Annotated in this window: 16 protein-coding genes; 3 read left to right on the top strand and 13 right to left on the bottom strand. The window is 68.3% G+C overall.

What is annotated here, in order from left to right; translation table 11 throughout:
- Positions 1-107: 107 nt before the first annotated feature.
- The 9 genes from J7I98_RS09355 to J7I98_RS09315 all read right to left on the bottom strand — a co-directional run bounded on the left by J7I98_RS09355 (position 108) and on the right by J7I98_RS09315 (position 9,577).
- On the bottom strand, positions 108-1,208 hold the full coding sequence (locus J7I98_RS09355) for a response regulator transcription factor (protein WP_214920157.1): 1,101 nt from the start codon (positions 1,206-1,208) through the stop codon (positions 108-110).
- A 49-nt stretch (positions 1,209-1,257) separates the two neighbouring features.
- The gene (locus J7I98_RS09350) at positions 1,258-2,643 is read right to left on the bottom strand and encodes a sensor histidine kinase (RefSeq protein ID WP_214920156.1); all 1,386 of its coding nucleotides are present in this window, start codon (positions 2,641-2,643) and stop codon (positions 1,258-1,260) included.
- Between the two features lie 2 nt (positions 2,644-2,645).
- Positions 2,646-3,536 (bottom strand): DUF5936 domain-containing protein, encoded by an 891-nt coding sequence (locus tag J7I98_RS09345; RefSeq protein WP_214920155.1) that lies wholly within the window; start codon positions 3,534-3,536, stop codon positions 2,646-2,648.
- 1 nt (position 3,537) lies between these two features.
- Positions 3,538-4,473, bottom strand: a complete 936-nt coding sequence (locus J7I98_RS09340) for a type II secretion system F family protein (RefSeq protein ID WP_214920154.1) — start codon at positions 4,471-4,473, stop codon at positions 3,538-3,540.
- 8 nt (positions 4,474-4,481) lie between these two features.
- On the bottom strand, positions 4,482-5,819 hold the full coding sequence (locus J7I98_RS09335) for a CpaF family protein (protein WP_214920153.1): 1,338 nt from the start codon (positions 5,817-5,819) through the stop codon (positions 4,482-4,484).
- Positions 5,820-5,860: 41 nt separating this feature from the next.
- Positions 5,861-6,274, bottom strand: coding sequence for a TadE family protein (locus J7I98_RS09330; protein WP_214920152.1), 414 nt, complete (start codon positions 6,272-6,274; stop codon positions 5,861-5,863).
- Positions 6,274-7,899 (bottom strand): AAA family ATPase, encoded by a 1,626-nt coding sequence (locus J7I98_RS09325; protein WP_214920151.1) that lies wholly within the window; start codon positions 7,897-7,899, stop codon positions 6,274-6,276. The genes J7I98_RS09330 and J7I98_RS09325 overlap by 1 nt, the downstream gene beginning before the upstream one ends.
- A 10-nt stretch (positions 7,900-7,909) precedes the next feature.
- Positions 7,910-8,617 (bottom strand): Flp pilus assembly protein CpaB, encoded by a 708-nt coding sequence (gene cpaB / locus J7I98_RS09320; RefSeq protein ID WP_214920150.1) that lies wholly within the window; start codon positions 8,615-8,617, stop codon positions 7,910-7,912.
- Positions 8,618-8,707: 90 nt separating this feature from the next.
- Positions 8,708-9,577: a hypothetical protein gene (locus tag J7I98_RS09315; protein WP_214920149.1), complete on the bottom strand. Its 870-nt coding sequence runs from the start codon at positions 9,575-9,577 to the stop codon at positions 8,708-8,710.
- A 310-nt stretch (positions 9,578-9,887) separates the two neighbouring features.
- On the opposite strand from J7I98_RS09315, the gene J7I98_RS09310 reads away from it, so the two are divergent.
- Positions 9,888-10,904: a chitinase gene (locus J7I98_RS09310; protein WP_214920148.1), complete on the top strand. Its 1,017-nt coding sequence runs from the start codon at positions 9,888-9,890 to the stop codon at positions 10,902-10,904.
- Positions 10,905-11,043: 139 nt separating this feature from the next.
- Positions 11,044-12,183 carry an agmatine deiminase family protein gene (locus J7I98_RS09305; protein ID WP_308377715.1) on the top strand — a complete coding sequence of 380 codons (1,140 nt, stop codon included), beginning with the start codon at positions 11,044-11,046 and terminating at the stop codon, positions 12,181-12,183.
- A 17-nt stretch (positions 12,184-12,200) separates the two neighbouring features.
- Here the strand turns inward: J7I98_RS09305 and J7I98_RS09300 are convergent, their stop codons facing one another.
- From J7I98_RS09300 to J7I98_RS09290, 3 genes are all read right to left on the bottom strand, one after another.
- Positions 12,201-12,524, bottom strand: a complete 324-nt coding sequence (locus J7I98_RS09300) for a transcriptional regulator (protein ID WP_308377714.1) — start codon at positions 12,522-12,524, stop codon at positions 12,201-12,203.
- Positions 12,521-12,961: a hypothetical protein gene (locus J7I98_RS09295; protein WP_214920147.1), complete on the bottom strand. Its 441-nt coding sequence runs from the start codon at positions 12,959-12,961 to the stop codon at positions 12,521-12,523. The genes J7I98_RS09300 and J7I98_RS09295 overlap by 4 nt, the downstream gene beginning before the upstream one ends.
- Positions 12,962-13,058: 97 nt before the next feature.
- Positions 13,059-13,997 carry an oxidoreductase gene (locus J7I98_RS09290; RefSeq protein ID WP_214920146.1) on the bottom strand — a complete coding sequence of 313 codons (939 nt, stop codon included), beginning with the start codon at positions 13,995-13,997 and terminating at the stop codon, positions 13,059-13,061.
- Positions 13,998-14,084: 87 nt separating this feature from the next.
- Between J7I98_RS09290 and J7I98_RS09285 the strand changes: the two genes are divergently transcribed.
- Entirely contained in the window at positions 14,085-14,672 is a 588-nt protein-coding gene (locus J7I98_RS09285; RefSeq protein ID WP_214920361.1) for a TetR family transcriptional regulator, read from the top strand.
- A gap of 143 nt (positions 14,673-14,815) precedes the next feature.
- On the opposite strand, the gene J7I98_RS09280 is transcribed toward J7I98_RS09285, so the two are convergent.
- A complete protein-coding gene (locus J7I98_RS09280; protein WP_214920145.1) occupies positions 14,816-15,112 on the bottom strand; it encodes a DUF397 domain-containing protein in 297 nt (98 codons plus the stop codon).
- Positions 15,113-15,196: the final 84 nt, after the last annotated feature.

The following is a 15,196-nucleotide window of genomic DNA, read 5'->3' as shown; positions in this document are numbered from 1 at the left end:
CGACACGAGAAACGTACGTCGGAGCAGGTGTCCCAGCAGAGGGCCCGTGGGCCCAACTCAGGGCCCAAAACCCGTCTTGGGCCCGCGCCGTCGGCGCTGTCGTCCACTCAGCCACGACCTGTCGCCCCCCTTGCCGAGCCCAGCCACAGCGCGATCGCTTCGCTCCTGCTCGCGCTGTGAAGTTTCGCGAAGATGCGGTTGATGTGGTTCTTGACGGTCTTCTCGCTGATGAAGCAGGTGGCGGCGATCTGCTGGTTGCTCATGCCTGACGCGATGAGATCCATGACCTCCACCTCCCTCGAACTCAGTCCGAAATCCTGTAAGTTGTGCGGCCGCTGGGACCGCGACCGGTCTGTTGAATACTGTGCCATGCCCGATTGCATCTGCGAAGGGTTTTCCGGGAGTCGCGCCGAATTCGAGACATCTGGCCCACTGTTGGCCTCCCGCGCAGCGTGTGCAGTCGCATCGTGGGCCGACGAGTGGCCAGGGATCCGGCTCGAACCGGCGCCGGTGTACGGGATGCCCGTCGCGTACACCGTGCCGAGCCCCTCCGGCAGCTCCGCTCCGGCCGCCGCCCCCGCGCCACCGCCCCGCATATGGGCCAGCAAGGCATTCTGCGCCGAGGTCGTGAAGTGGGCGCGGCCCTCCTTGATGTCGCGTACGGCGCCCACCAGTTGATCGGCGGTGAACTCGCCGTGCACCAAGTAGCCACCCGCGCCCAGCCGCAGCGCCTCGCGCACGATCTCGCTCTCGCGGCTGTACGTCAGCATCATCACCGGCGCCACCTGGACCAGGTACGGCAGGGCGGAGATGCCGTCGACGCCGGGCATGCGTACGTCCAGCAGGACAACGTCCGGCCGGGTCTGCTGTGCGGCGGCCAGCGCCTCGCGGCCGTCGGCCGCCTCCGCGACGACCTCGACGTCGTCGCGGCCGCCGAGCAGGACGGTGAGGCCTGCCCGTACGACCGGATTGTCGTCCGCGATGACGACGCGCAGGATACTCGGCGGACCGAAGGGGTCGAGGGAAGGGTTGGGGGAACGGTTGGGGGACGGATCGGGGAATGCCGCCGCCGGCGGGGGAACGCGGACCCCGGCGGGGGTGTGTTCCGAGCGGGGTTCGATCGTGTGCGAGGACGTGTGCTGGGACACGTGCGACGGGGACGACACGGACTGGTGGGGCCCGGAGCTGTACGAGCTTTCGTCCGGCATGGTGCGGCCTCCTCTCGGGAGTGGGGGGACGGTGGATTGAATTGACGGATCAGTTCGCGAGCGGTGGCGGTAGCAGCGGTAGCGGTGGTGACGACTGGGGTGATGGTGCAGTGCGCGCCGGCGCCAGCGCCGCTGCCGGCAGATCGAGGCGTACTTCGGTGCCGCCCGCACTGCGACCTCGCCCGATGCGGATGCGGGCGCCGATTCCGGCGGCCCGCTCGACCATGCCGACCAGGCCGAAATGGCCCGCCTTGCGGAGGTCGTCCAGGCTGGTGCCTGGCGGCAGGCCTCGGCCGTTGTCGAGCACGCTGACGGTCAGCATCCCGTCCGTCAGGCCGATTTCGACTCTCACGTGGGTTGCGTGAGCGTGGCGGTGGCTGTTCTCCAGCGCCTCGGAGGCGATGGTCAGGACGTGGCGGGCCACGGCGTGCGGAACGGCCGGGACCGGTCCGCCGCCGATCGTGTGGAGCCCCGCCTGGATGCCGGTGCGGGCTCCGAAGTCGGCAGTGCGAGCGGTGAGTTCGCCGATCAGGTCCACTCCCCCTCCCTCGTAGTCCGCCTGCCTGCGCAGGTCGGAGAGGATCTCCCGGGATTCCGCCGCCGCCCGCCGCGCGGAACGCGCGACCACACCCGCCTGGTGTTTGACGGTGAGCGGGTCCATCCGGTCCGCCGACTGGGCCAGGCCCTCCGCCGCCATCGCCACACCGTGCAGGGTCTTGGCGACGGAGTCGTGCATCTCTCTGGCCAGCCGGGCCCGCTCGTCCTCCACCGCGTGCCCGACCGCCAGCCGCGCATTGGCTTCGGACAGCGCCTGGGTGGCCGTACCGAACCGGAACATCAGATTGCGCAGCGTTACGCCGATGATCCCCGCCGCCACGCAGAAGCCGCTGATCAGGAGAGTGCTGGCGCCGCCCGACAGGTACTGCTGCCACGCGCTGTAGACGACCGCGAGGACCAGGATCTGGAGCGCCGCGAAGATGCCCGCGCCCCGCCAGCCGTACAGCAGCCCCGCGAGGAGCGGGGTGCACACACTCGCGTATCCGAGTGTCGAGTCCGGCGAGGCGGTGAGCAGCAGTACGCCGCCGAAGACCAGGTCCACTCCCAGCAGCGCCCGGTACTTGATGAGGAGCGGACCGAACGTCTCCCAGTCGCGCAGCATCGCGTACGAGCCGACGAAGCTGAACAGCACCGCCCCGCCCACCAGCCAGCTGCCCGTCCCCTCGGCCGCCCGCGCCAGTGCGAACGGCGCTCCGATCGCGATCATCGCGAGGCGGAAACCGAAGACCTGACGGCACAGCGCCTGGAGCGCGTTGAGCTGGATCGGGATGCTGGGGGCCGGGATGTCCTGGGCGAGGGCGGAGGCGGTGGGGGCTTCGGGCGCGGCGGCGCCGCCGTGCAGGATGCCGCCTCGTAGGCGGATCGTCGGCAGGGCCATGGTCAGCCGCCCAGGATGGAGCCGAAGCTGTCGTTCTCGGAACCCAGGAACATGCTGGCCACGATGAGGATCAGCGTCGCCGGAATCATGAAGGTGACGGTGACCATGGTGGTCTTGGGTACGGCTTTGGCGGCGCGGCGCCGGGAGTTCTGGGCGTCCGTACGCCGCATGTCGTTGGCGATCTGGATCAGCGTGTCGGCGATGGGGGCACCCAGCTCCTCGCCCTGCTGGAGGGCGGTGACGAACTGGGCGACCTGCTCGGAGTCGTTGCGCCTGCGCAGTTCCTCGAAGGCCTGGCGGCGGCTCACGCCCATGTCCATCTGACGCAGGGTGATGCGGAGTTCGTCGGCCCAGGGGCCCGAGTACTTCTCCGAGACGCGTTCCAGGGCCTGGCGGAAGCCGAGGCCCGCGCTGACGACGACGGCGAGGACGTCGAGGAAGTCGGGCAGGGTGCGCTCGATGACCTCCTTGCGCTCTCTCATCGCCGACCAGATCGAGACGTCGGCGGCGAAGAGGCCGAAGGCGAAGGTGAAGACGGCGAAGAGGAGCTGTCCGTTGGCGATGAAGGAGAGTCCGACGACGACGCCGAAGATTCCGTAGACCGCGCGGCGGGCGGCGTACCGGTCTATGGTCAGGCCGCCCGGGTTGCCCGCCATGTCGATCTTCCGGCGCTTGGCGTCGACCTGCTTGGGTCCCATCACCTTCAGGACCTGCGGAGCGAAGCGGATGCCCATGCGGTCGACCGCCGACTCGGGCCCCTTGACGCGGGTCGCGCCGACTTCGAGGGCGACCGCGAGGTCGCCGGGGAGCTTGGCATCCGCCCGGTACATCCGGATGCCCTGGATGGCGCCCACGACGCTCAGCCCGACGACGGTGGCGAGGAGCAGTTCCATGTCAGACCTCGATCTTCCCCAGGCGGCGGATCACGATGAAGCCGAGCGTGTAGAGGCCCAGGGCGAGGATCACGGCTCCCTGGCCGATGGTGGATCCGGTCGTACGCTCCAGGGATCCGGGGGTGATGGAGTTCATCATCAGCAGGGCTCCCAGGCCGAGCATCGGGATGGTGTACGCCGTCGCGTTGACCTCCGAGAGCATCGTCCGTACCTCGCGTCGGGTCTCCTTGCGCTCCTCCAGCGTCTCCGTGAGGTTGCGGAGTGAGCCGACGACTGCGCCACCTGCCTGGTTGGACAGGACGAGGGTGGTCACGAGTACGACGAGTTCGCGGGAGGGCAGGCGTTCGGACAGTTCGCCCAGGGCGTCGTCGATCGAACGTCCCACCATCAACTGGCTCGTCACAAGGGCTAGTTCCTCGCCTGCCGGCGCTTCGAGCTCCTCCGCCGCCATGCCCAGCGCTGTACGCAGAGCCAGCCCCGCCGCCGTCGCGTTCGCGAGGATGCGGGAGAGGTCGGGGAGCTGGTTGATGAACTTCTCGATGCGCTTCTGCCGCTGCCAGTTCAGGAAGGTGTTGGCGGCCCACAGGGCGACAAGTCCGGCAATGGGCCCGAAGAACGGCGCGAGGACGGACGACGCGATCATCCACAGCGCGGCCACGCCCGCGACCATGTAGACGAAGAATTCGCCGGGCGTGAGGTCGAGACCCGTCACTGCGAGCTTCAGCTGGATCCGTTTCCCCAGCGCGGTCTTCCTCAGCCGCCGGTCTATTCCGGTGAAGCGTCGTGGCCGCCCGGTCTCGTGGGGGCCGGTGATGGCGAGCCTGTCCAGCAGCGCGGCGCGCTGGGCCTTGCCCGAGGCGTAGGTGTGGATTCCTGCGACACCCAGGACGCCGCAGAGCAGCGTGCTGCCGATCGCCAGCATTGCGGGACTGTTCATGGGCGTACCTACAGGGCCTCTCGGACGTAAAGGGAGTCGTGGTCGTCGGCCACGCCGAAGGCCGGCGGGACGGGCTCGTTGGCGAGGTGGATGCGTTCCGCGACACGGCGCGGCAGCGGCAGGTGCTGGAACTGGCCGTGGACCCTGCGGTCCGCGCTCATCGGCTGGGCGAGGAAGCGCGAAACGGTGGCTATCTGGAACGGTTCGCGGCCGTGGGACACCAGAATCGCGATCTCGCTGACCTTGCGGGAGCCGTCGGCGAGACGGCTGAGCTGGACGATGACGTCGACCGCGCTGTTGATCTGGTCCCTCAGCGCCTCGAACGGGATCTCGACCTCCGACATGGAGCCGAGGGTCTGCAGGCGCATCAGCGCGTCCTCGGCGCTGTTGGAGTGGACCGTGGCGAGCGAGCCGTCGTGACCGGTCGACATTGCCTGGAGCATGTCAAGCGTCTCGCCTCCGCGGACCTCACCGACGATGATGCGGTCGGGGCGCATACGCAGGGAGTTGCGTACGAGATCGCGAATGGTGATCTGACCCTTGCCCTCGACGTTCGGTGGACGCGTCTCCAGGCGTACGACGTGGGCCTGCTGAAGCTGGAGCTCGGCCGCGTCCTCGACGGTGATGATGCGCTCGTGGTCCGGGATGAGGCCGGACAGGGCGTTGAGGAGCGTGGTCTTGCCCGAGCCCGTACCGCCCGAGACGATGACGTTGAAGCGGGCGCGTACGAACGCCGAGAGCAGCATCAGCATCTGCTCGTCGAGCGTGCCGAGGCTGATCAGCTCCTGGAGCCGGTACGCACGCGGGAAGCGGCGGATCGTGAGCGTAGCGCCGGTCAGCGACAGCGGCGGGATGATGACGTTGACGCGCTCGCCGGACGGCAGGCGGGCGTCGACCATCGGATTCGACTCGTCCACCCGGCGGTTGACGGTGGAGACGATGCGCTCGATGGTCTGCATGAGCTGCTCGTTGGACGCGAATCGCATCGGGAGCTGCTCGACCCGGCCGGCCCGCTCGACGAAGATCGAGTCGGGGCCGTTCACCATGATTTCGGTGATGGACGCGTCTTCGAGGAGAGGTTCGAGTACGCCGAGCCCGAGCGCTTCGTCGACGACCCGTCGGATCAGCTGGGAGCGCTCGGAGGTGGAGAGGACCGGGCCCTCGCGGCTGATGATGTGGCCGAGTACGCGCTCCAGGCGGGCCCGGCGCTCGGCGGCCGCGAGCGAGGACATCTCCGCGAGGTCGATCTCCTCGAGCAGCTTCGAGCGGTACGTGGCGACCAAGTGGCCGTCCTCCCGTCCGCCGACGTGCTCCTCGGGGGCGGTGATGCGTGCCCGCAGACTCATTTACGTAGCTCCTCGCTCGGATCTCTCGTACGGGGGTCGGGCTACTCGGCCGGCATGGTCACTTCATGCCTGGCGTCCTTGAAACCGTTGAAGCCGGGGATGACAGAAGGGATCTTGATGCTGGCGGTCGCCGTCACCGTGTCGCCGTTGTTGACAGTGGGGATGGACGCGCCGTCGGCCAGCCAGTCGCTGATCGCCGCCAGGCCAGTCGCCTCCCCCTGCCCCCGCAACTCCTCCTGCGCCTCCGTACGCGCAGCCGCACGCGCCGCCGTCCCCGCCTGGGACCCCGCGTAACCGATGATCCCGAGCTGGATCGTGGCCATGGCCACGAACAGCAGGACCGGCAGGAAGCCCGCGAACTCCAGGGTCGATACGCCCCGGTCGCGCTGTTCCTTCGTGCTGCGTACGGCAGTCCGTACGCGGGCCGTGGCTCTGGTCGCGATCGTCGTCGCCATCACCCTTCCCCCTCCTTCGCCGCGCCCGCGCTCGCGTCCACGTCCCACGGGAAGGTGCCCGCGCCGGGGAAGAGAACCGGTGTGTGGAGCTTGACCTTGGCGACCCGCAGGTTGCCTTCCTCCGGGCAGTTGATCTCCGCGTTGCCCTGCCAGCTGCCCGGCAGGTTCTGCTTCGCGGCCGACTCGCACGCCGCCTGCGCGTCCTCCCCGAGCGTTGCCGCCGCCGTGGCCGCCCGCGCCCCCTCGTCCGCCGCGTTTCCCGCGAGCGTGAAGGTGTAGCCGAACAGCACCGCCTGCCACATCGCCACCAGTACGAACAGGATCAGCGGCGCCATCCCGGCGAACTCCACCGTCGCCGCACCCTTGTCGCGCCCGCCCCTGCCCCGCAGCCCGATCGCGCCGCGGTCGCTGCGCAGCCGCCCGCCCTTGCCGCCCGGTGCTCCCGGGTCCTCCGCCGTCTTCACCAGCCCCAGCTCCCCTGCGAGTGCCCACAGTGCTTGCTTGACCGTGCTTCGGCTGTCCAGGTCCTGCATGCGGCCGGCGTCCGACGCCGACTGGAGTTCCTTGTAGTGGGACGGGACCGTGATGCGCGCGACCTTCGTGCCGGTGATGCGCTCGACGATCGGCGGCTGGATCTCCGTGTTGCGGGTGTGGCGGTTGACGACCGTGATCGTCTCCTCCGCCTTGCGGATCTGCAGGCGGTCCCACATCCGCACCATGCGCTTGGCCGCCCGTACCGCCACCACGTCCGGTGTCACGACGAGCACCGCCTGGTCGGCCATCTCGACGGCCGCCGCGTTCGCGCTGTTCATCTGGGTGCCGCAGTCGACGATCACAACCTCGTAGCGGTTGCGCAGCGCGCTCACCACCTGCCGCGCCACCCGGTCGGTGACCTCCTCGCCGCGCTCGCCCTCGTTCGGTGCGAGCAGCAGGCCGAGGCCCGTGGGGTGGGTGAAGACCGCGTCTTGGAGGACGCGCGGCGAGATGTCGGAGATTCCGGCCAGGTCGACGATCGAGCGGCGGAACTGCACGTCCAGATACGACGCCACGTCCCCGGACTGAAGATCCAGGTCGACGAGCGCGACCGTACGACCGGATGCCCGTGCCGCCAGGGCGAGTTGGACCGCCGTGACCGTGGCGCCCATACCGCCCTTGGCGCCCGTCACCGTGCACACCGTGCCGCCCGGGCCGGTGAAGACGTCCGTGCCGGTGCCGAGGTGACGGCGTACACCTGTGGACCAGGACGCAGCGCCCTGCACACGGGCCGCCAGCTCCTCGTATCCCATGGGGAGGCCGATGAGGCCGCGCGCACCCGAGTCCATCGCCGCCGTGAAGAGGACGGGGCTCGCGTCGGCCGTGATGAGGACGACGCCGACGGCCGGGAAGCGGAGGGCGACCTCCCGGATCAGCTCCAGGGCGGGGACGGGCCCGATGCGCTCGTGGACCAGAACCACCTCGGGCAGCTCGTCGATCGATTCGCCGGCGAGCCGCGCCAGGGTGTCCAGGAGCGACGTCGAGTCGGCCACGGGCGCGGCCGGTTCCGCGTCGGGGAGCTGGCTGAGGAGGGTGGCGATGGCGCGGGCGGCGTCCGGGTCGCCGACCGCCGGGAGGATACGAGTCGTCATACGCCGGACCTCACTTGTCCCCGTCGAGGGTGTACTCACGGTCGCGCGGCGTGATGGCGGTGTCGCTCCCGTCGGCCACGCGCGCCAGGCGCACGTGCTCGGCGAAGGATTCCGCGTACGCCACGCGCTGCGCGTCGAGCGTGTTGAGGGCGAAGGTGATCGGCACCGCGTCCGTGGCCTGGCGGGACCGGTCGTCCCGGCCCGGCTCCAGGGCGGTGATCTTGCCGACGTCGATGACCCTGGCGCCCGCGACGATGACCTGCGACTTGTCCGGCGTCCCCTTGTCGTCGCCCTCGAAAGTCGCGTAGATGTTCACGCTCGACCCGGGGTTGATCTTTCCGGCCACGCCGGTTGCCGCATCGATCATGATCGCGATCTCCTGCTCCCCCGAACCCAGTTCGGGCTTCTTCACGATCATGTCGCTCTGCAGCAGCGAGCCCTTCTGGAGCTGCGTGACGGCGATCTTTCCCCGTACCTCGGAAATATCGGTCACCGCATTGGCCGAAAGCCACCGCTTGGGCATTTCGATCTTCTCGAACTGCCCGGCGTCGAGCTGTTTGTACGGCGCCACGTCGGTCTTGAGGCGGTACGCCGCGACCTCCGGGCCCACCTTGGAGTTCACATCGCTGATCACCGAGAGCACGCCGGCGAACGCGCCGAGGGCGCAGAGGACCGAGAGGAGCAGCAGGATGATGCCGCGGCGCTGACGTGAATTCATGGGGGCGGGCTACCTCGATCAGGAACGTCGGATCAACGGACAGTGAGCGGGGTGGTGCGCGTGCATGAGTTGATGGTGCCCTGCGCGGTGCTAGGGCGACCCCTGGTTCAAGACACCAACCGCGTGCGTTCGGTTCTCGGGCGGCGGGAGAGGGGCCGAGCAGAAACCGCAGCGGTCCCCTATGAGTTCGATCCCGCACCAGTGGCACTGCTCGCGCCGCACCGACGCGACCAGTTGGTAGAGGACGGAGATGTCCGGCAGGAAGGCGGCGAATTCGATCATCTTCGACGTCCCCCACCAGCGCGGGGAGTCGGCGGGCAGCCCGGTCTCCTGTACACCCTGGACCTGCCAGGCGGGAGCGAGCGTGGCGGTGACCCAGTCGGACACCAAAGACCCTTTGCCTACGAGAAGTTGTGTGGAGAAGCCGGGGCCGGTGAGGCCGTTCCCCTCGTTGCCGATCTTGATCAACTGCGGATTCGGATTCGCCAGTACGCCGAACTGCGTTCCCGGAACCCATGACTTCGCGTGCGACTTGAGGCTCACCGGCACCCGGTCGAGCTTGGTCACCGAATTGAGCAGCCCGCCCGCGTAGATGTAGTGCGACAGCAGCCGCGCCGCCGAGGCGACAACACCCGCACTGAAGTCGCAGATCGACAACTGCCGTAGCTGGCGCACCAGTACGGCCACGCCCAGCGGCGGCAGGTCCAGCTTCAGCAGCGCCAGCCGGTCGGTCTCCAGGACCGAGCGGATGGTGTGCAGGCGCCGTTCGTGCGCGGCCGGGATCGACGCGGGGTAGAGGGCGACGACGTAACCGTGCCGTTCCAGCATGACGTTCATGTCGAGCAGCGCGGCTTCGAGCGGCTGAGCGTCCGGGGCCTGGAGCAGGGCAGCCGTCGGCGTCTGCTGGTCGGTGGGCGGCAGCACCAGGTCGGCGCTGGTGACTGCTATCGCGGTCGGCACGTAGGTTTCCCCGTTCACTCCGTACGCCGATCAGCCCGGCGTACGCAGATCGACACTCTCCGTCGTGCTGCACCAGCACTTTATCCACGACCTACCTGGTGGTGAACACTTTTCCTTTTTCTTCTGGGGGCACGCCCGCCTGTCGAAGTTGACGAAGTCGGCGCGGTCGGAGAGGTGGTGCGGTGGCAGCTCAACGGCCTTTGTTGCCAGAGGTCTTGACAACTCAATTGGTCTGAACCAGTTTGGTCGACCAGCGGTGGCCACCGTCCCAGTGAAACCTCCTCCCCCCACCCCCCACCGGAGGCATCAAGTGGACCGCAGAGAAAACACCCTGCGTCGGCGTCGGAGTCGGTTCGGAATTGGGTCGCTGATGGCTGTCGTCGTGACAGCCGCGCTGGCCGGCACCGGTATTGCCACCGGAGCTCCCCACGCGGAGCCCGCTGCCGTGCCCAAGCACGCACTGACCGGTTACTGGCAGAACTTCAACAACGGCGCCACCGTCCAGAAACTCCGCGACGTACAGGCGCAGTACGACATCATCGCCGTGTCCTTCGCCGACTCGACCGCCACACCCGGCGAGATCAACTTCAACCTCGACCCTGCGGTCGGCTACAGCTCCGCCGCCGACTTCAAGGCGGACATCAAGGCCAAGAAGGACGCCGGGAAGTCGGTGATCCTCTCCATCGGCGGCGAAAAGGGCAACGTCACCATCAACAGTGACGCCTCCGCGACAGCCTTCGCGAACAGCGCGCACGCCCTGATGCAGGAGTACGGCTTCGACGGCGTCGACATCGACCTGGAGCACGGCGTCAACTCCGCCTACCTGACCAAGGCACTGCGTCAGCTGTCTGCCAAGGCGGGCTCCGGGCTGGTCCTGACCATGGCGCCGCAGACCATCGACATGCAGTCGACGTCGAACGAGTACTTCAAGACGGCGCTGGCGGTGAAGGACATCCTGACCGTCGTCAACATGCAGTACTACAACAGCGGTTCGATGCTCGGCTGCGACGGCAAGGTCTACTCCCAGGGCTCGGTGGACTTCCTCACCGCGCTCGCCTGCATCCAGCTGGAGGGCGGCCTGGATCCCTCCCAGGTCGGCATCGGCGTACCGGCATCCACGCGGGGTGCCGGCAGCGGTTACGTCGACCCTTCCGTGGTCAAGAACGCGCTGGACTGCCTCACCCGAGGCACCGGCTGCGGCTCGTTCAAGCCCGCCAAGACCTACCCCGGCCTGCGTGGCGCGATGACGTGGTCGACCAACTGGGATGCGACGGCTGGAAACGCCTGGTCGGACGCGGTGGGACCGCACGTACACAACCTGCCGTAACGGCATTCTGCATTCAGAACGCAGCAGCGCCGCCGCTCCCCCGGCGGCGACTGCTGCGTTCTGCTGTTAGCCTCGATCCTGACTGAATTTTCAGCCAGGATCTGTATCTTTGCGTGATCACGATGCTGAGGGGCATGCCGTGAGGGGACCGAACCGCCGGACGATGCTGGGAGCCGGGGCAGCGGCCGTACTCGCCGGCGCAGGGCTGACCGCCTGCGCGCCGCCCGGACGGAAGAAGGCGGGCGAGGAGAAGGTGCCTGCTTCGCAAAAGTCCGCCGGGCGGCACATGCCTGCCGAGACGCAGCGGCATGAGCGCACGTACATGGCCTGGCCGCCGCTGGACTCGGAGTGGGAGGAATGGGCGGAGGACGTCCAGGCCGACATCGCCAGGATTGCTCGCTCGATCGCCGAATTCGAGCCGGTGGTGCTGTTGGCCGCTCCGGAGGAGGTGAAGGCTGCGCGGCGGGCGTGCGGATCGGGCGTAGAGGTGATCCAGGTCCCGGTGGACGACCTGTGGATGCGGGACACGGGGCCGACCTTCGTCACCCGACGGAGAGGCTTGCAAGGCATCGACTTCCACTTCAACGGCTGGGGCGGAAAGCAGGAACACGACCGCGACGGTCAGGTCGCCCGCAGCGCCCTGACCCGCGAAGGCGTACCCCGCATCGACGCGCCGCTGACCGCCGAGGGCGGCTCGCTGGAGGTCGACGGCCACGGCACGCTCCTGGTCACCGAAAGCTCACTGGTCAACGGGAACCGCAACCCGGGCAAGTCACGGGACGAAATCGAAGCCGCCCTGAAGAACCTGCTCGGTGTGACCACCGTGATCTGGCTCAAGGGCGTACGGGGCAAGGACATCACCGACTGCCACGTCGACGCTTTGGCCCGCTTTGCCGAAGACGGCGTCGTACTGCTCAGCCGTCCGCCCGAGGGCGCCGGGCCGGACGTGTGGACTCGCGCCTACGACCAGGCCCGCGGTGTGCTGGAAACGGCGACCGACGCGCGGGGCCGGAAGCTTGAGCTGGTGAATCTGCCGGAGCCCGACCCGTCCGAACTCGGCCGCCGTGGCCCGGACTTCCTCGGCTCGTACGCCAACTTCTACGCGGTGAACGACGCAGTGATCATCCCGCGCTTCGGCGACCGCAAGGCCGACCGGAACGCCGCGTCGATCATCGGCGAACTCCACCCCGGCCGGAAAGTCGTCCAGGTACAGATCGACACGGTCGCAGAGGGCGGCGGCGGCATCCACTGCGCGACCCAACAACAACCTGGACTCTGATCAGGGATCAGGCCGGCTCAGTCGTCAGGGGCTGCGTCGACGATGGCCCTCAAGGCAGCTACATGAGCACGGTAGGCGCGTCGCCCGTCGGACGTGAGCCGCAGCTGGACCCGCGGACGGGTGTCGCGGACGGTCTTGCGCTGGGCGACGTAGCCGGCCTCCATGAGCACCGCCACATGCTTGCTCAGCACGGAGGCGCTCACCGCGACTCGCTCCTGGACGACAGCGAACTCCGCCTCGGCGACCGCATCGAGAAGCGCGCAGATCATCAGCCTTTTGGGTGCATGGATGATGACGTCGAAGCCGTCGGACGCGTCGCCGGAGGCGTCCGCCCCGGTCACCGCTCGCCTCCGGCCACGCGGCCGACGAGAAGGACGCGGGCGGCCATCAGTACGCCGTTTGCGGCGGCGACGGCGAACCACACGAAACTGCCGAGGAAGGCGGCCGTGGCGAACCCAGCAATGCACACGGCCACCAGCGCCACCAGGAGCGCGACGTCGCGCGACGTCATCCGCCCGCGGAACCCGAGCACACGCACCTGCCAAGCGCCGATGGCGCCGCCCGCCGCAGCCAACAGCACGCAGACGACAGACGGCCACACACCGGGCAGCAGTCGCGTGAGGGGAACGGCCACGACAATCGCCACGAGCAGAACACCGATGCGCAGCGGTATCGGCGTTTGCGCCACAGACGACCGGGCGTGTTCCACCCGGTTGAGAGCGGCGGCCGCCTCAGCGGGCGTGGGGCGGTGGCTGGAGAGCGAAGCGTCAGTTTCCATACCGGCAAGTCAAGCTCTTACTTTCCATTACGTCAAGTCTTAATTTTCCGTACCGGAAAGTCTTTGGCTCCTGTCCCGGGCGGGGGCGTTGGTTGCATCACTGGGCTGGGGTCGGAAACACGAACCGCACGTCGGTCAGTTGTTCCGACAACTCCCACAGACGGCGGCCGGTCTCGGCGTCGGCCGCCGCAGGGGACAGCTGTACGCGCGTCGGGCCGCCGCGCAGCTCGGCCAGGCCGTCCGGACCGATGAACTCGCCGCCCTCCACATTCGGGTCGGTCGCCGCGTACAGCTGGGGCAGCGCACCCTGGTCCGGGGACTGGGCGAGCGGGGTGAGGATGCGGCCGAACAGCAGCTTCACCATGCCGACCGGCGCACTCGTCTGCAGGTTGGTGGCGGTGTAGCCGGGATGGGCGAGCACGCTGCGCACCGGGCTGCCAGTCTCGGTCAGCCGTCGGTGGAGTTCCCATCCGAAGACGGCATTGGCGAACTTCGACTGGTTGTAGAAGGCCATGGGCGTGTACCTGCGCTCGCCGGCGAGGTCATCGAAGTGGATGTGCCCCTGACGGTGGTTGGTCGAACTCACCGTGACCACGCGGGGATCGCGGCCGACGGTCAGCAGGTCGAGCAGCAGCCCGGTGAGCGCGAAGTGGCCGAGGTGGTTACTGGCGAACTGCAGCTCGTGGCCCTGCGCGCTCAGGGATCGAGGCGGCGCCATTACGCCGGCGTTGTTGACGAGCACATCCAGCCGGGGATGGTCGGTACGCAGCTTATGAGCGAAGGCACGGACGGAGTCGAGGTCGGCCAGGTCGAGGTGGCGCACCTCAAGACTGGCACCCGGCTGCTCGGCGGTGATCTCTGCGACCGCCCGGTGGCCCTTTTCCTCGTCGCGTACCGCAAGGATCACGTGCCCACCCTGGCGGGCGAGCGCCCTGGTGGTCGCCAGGCCGAGGCCGCTGTTGGCTCCGGTGACGACGAACACCCGCTTGGTCTGGTTCGGGATCTGATCGGCAGTCCAGCGCTGCTTCTGTGTCATGCGGCACACGTTGCCTCCCGTGGCACTTAGTGTCAAGACGCTCCTAGGTGCCATAATGGTTCGGTGACTTCCCGCCCTGAAATCAGCATGGCCGAGCGCAAACGTCAGCTCGTCTCGAACGAACTGACCGAAGCAGCGCTGCAGTTGCTAGCCCTGAAGGGGTTCGACGCGGTCACCATCGACGAGATCGTGACCACCGCCGGCGTGTCCAAGCGGACGTTCTTCCGGTACTTCGCGTCCAAGGAGGACGTGGTCGTCCAGTTCCTGGCCGACATGGGCATCGGTATTAGTGCAGAGTTGGCGGCCCGGCCCGTCGAGGAGCACCCCTCCGTGGCGCTGCTGCACGCCGTCTCGGTCCCCATCGCCGCCTGCGGCGACCACTCCGAGAGGGCGCTGAGAGTGGTTCAGCTGATTCTGCGTACGCCCGCGCTGCTCGCACGCTTTCTGGAGCGGCAGGCGCAGTGGCGCGACGACCTGACGGCGGAGTTGGCACGCCGCCTGGGGCTCGCCCCCGACACCGATCTGTACCCGCAGCTGGCCGCCGGGATGGCACTGACCGCCTTCAACACCGTGCTGCAACGGTGGAGCGACAGTGACGGTGCGGAGGACCCCGCCGAACTGACCGGCCGGGCCTTCGCGCTGATCGCCCCGGCGTTGGACGCCGTCGACCAGTAGGGCTTCTGTCGCAGGCCCGGTTCGACATCCCTGTGCGGAAGAGGACACCCAGGTCTGGCGCCGGGGCTTGGGGTGTCCTGTTCTGCACAGGGGCGGCCCCACACCAGAGACAATCGACGCCCCTGGCCCAGCCCGCCGGGGCGTCAGGAGGTGAGGTCGCCGTACTGGACCGCCGTAACGAAGCGCGCCCAAGCGTTGGCCGGGACGACGATGGCGGGCCCGTGCGGTGCGGTTTTGCTGTCGCGTACGGGGACGATGCCGGTGAGGCCGTCGGCGACCTCGACGCAAGAGCCGCCGTCCCCGTTGCTGTGGCTGCTCTTGCGCCACGTCGCGGCGCCGGGGAAGCGCTCTGCGACTTCGATGCAGTCACCGCCGGTGCCATTGCTATAGCTGCTCTTGCGCCAGTGCGCAGCGCTCAAATCAGGCCCGTTGCTCGCCATTTCGGTAGTCCTCTGCCGCTGCTTTGATCAGGGTCCGGGACGCCCCGGGTGACAACGCGGCGGCCCTAAGCTTGGCGTTTAATC

It is taken from the genome of Streptomyces sp. ISL-98, assembly GCF_018614055.1.
GTDB lineage: Bacteria > Actinomycetota > Actinomycetes > Streptomycetales > Streptomycetaceae > Streptomyces > Streptomyces spiramyceticus.
The sequence above is the reverse complement of the archived record's forward strand: the minus strand, read 5'-3'. Positions and strand labels throughout refer to the sequence as shown.

Coding starts and splice junctions, on each gene's coding strand:
- cpaB (WP_214920150.1), bottom strand. CDS start 8,617: ATGAATTCACGTCAGCGCCGCGGCATCATCCTGCTGCTCCTCTCGGTC.
- J7I98_RS09350 (WP_214920156.1), bottom strand. CDS start 2,643: ATGGCCCTGCCGACGATCCGCCTACGAGGCGGCATCCTGCACGGCGGC.
- J7I98_RS09290 (WP_214920146.1), bottom strand. CDS start 13,997: ATGACACAGAAGCAGCGCTGGACTGCCGATCAGATCCCGAACCAGACC.
- J7I98_RS09325 (WP_214920151.1), bottom strand. CDS start 7,899: ATGACGACTCGTATCCTCCCGGCGGTCGGCGACCCGGACGCCGCCCGC.
- J7I98_RS09280 (WP_214920145.1), bottom strand. CDS start 15,112: ATGGCGAGCAACGGGCCTGATTTGAGCGCTGCGCACTGGCGCAAGAGC.
- J7I98_RS09345 (WP_214920155.1), bottom strand. CDS start 3,536: ATGGAACTGCTCCTCGCCACCGTCGTCGGGCTGAGCGTCGTGGGCGCC.
- J7I98_RS09285 (WP_214920361.1), top strand. CDS start 14,085: ATGGCCGAGCGCAAACGTCAGCTCGTCTCGAACGAACTGACCGAAGCA.
- J7I98_RS09330 (WP_214920152.1), bottom strand. CDS start 6,274: ATGGCGACGACGATCGCGACCAGAGCCACGGCCCGCGTACGGACTGCC.
- J7I98_RS09295 (WP_214920147.1), bottom strand. CDS start 12,961: ATGGAAACTGACGCTTCGCTCTCCAGCCACCGCCCCACGCCCGCTGAG.
- J7I98_RS09340 (WP_214920154.1), bottom strand. CDS start 4,473: ATGAACAGTCCCGCAATGCTGGCGATCGGCAGCACGCTGCTCTGCGGC.
- J7I98_RS09335 (WP_214920153.1), bottom strand. CDS start 5,819: ATGAGTCTGCGGGCACGCATCACCGCCCCCGAGGAGCACGTCGGCGGA.
- J7I98_RS09355 (WP_214920157.1), bottom strand. CDS start 1,208: ATGCCGGACGAAAGCTCGTACAGCTCCGGGCCCCACCAGTCCGTGTCG.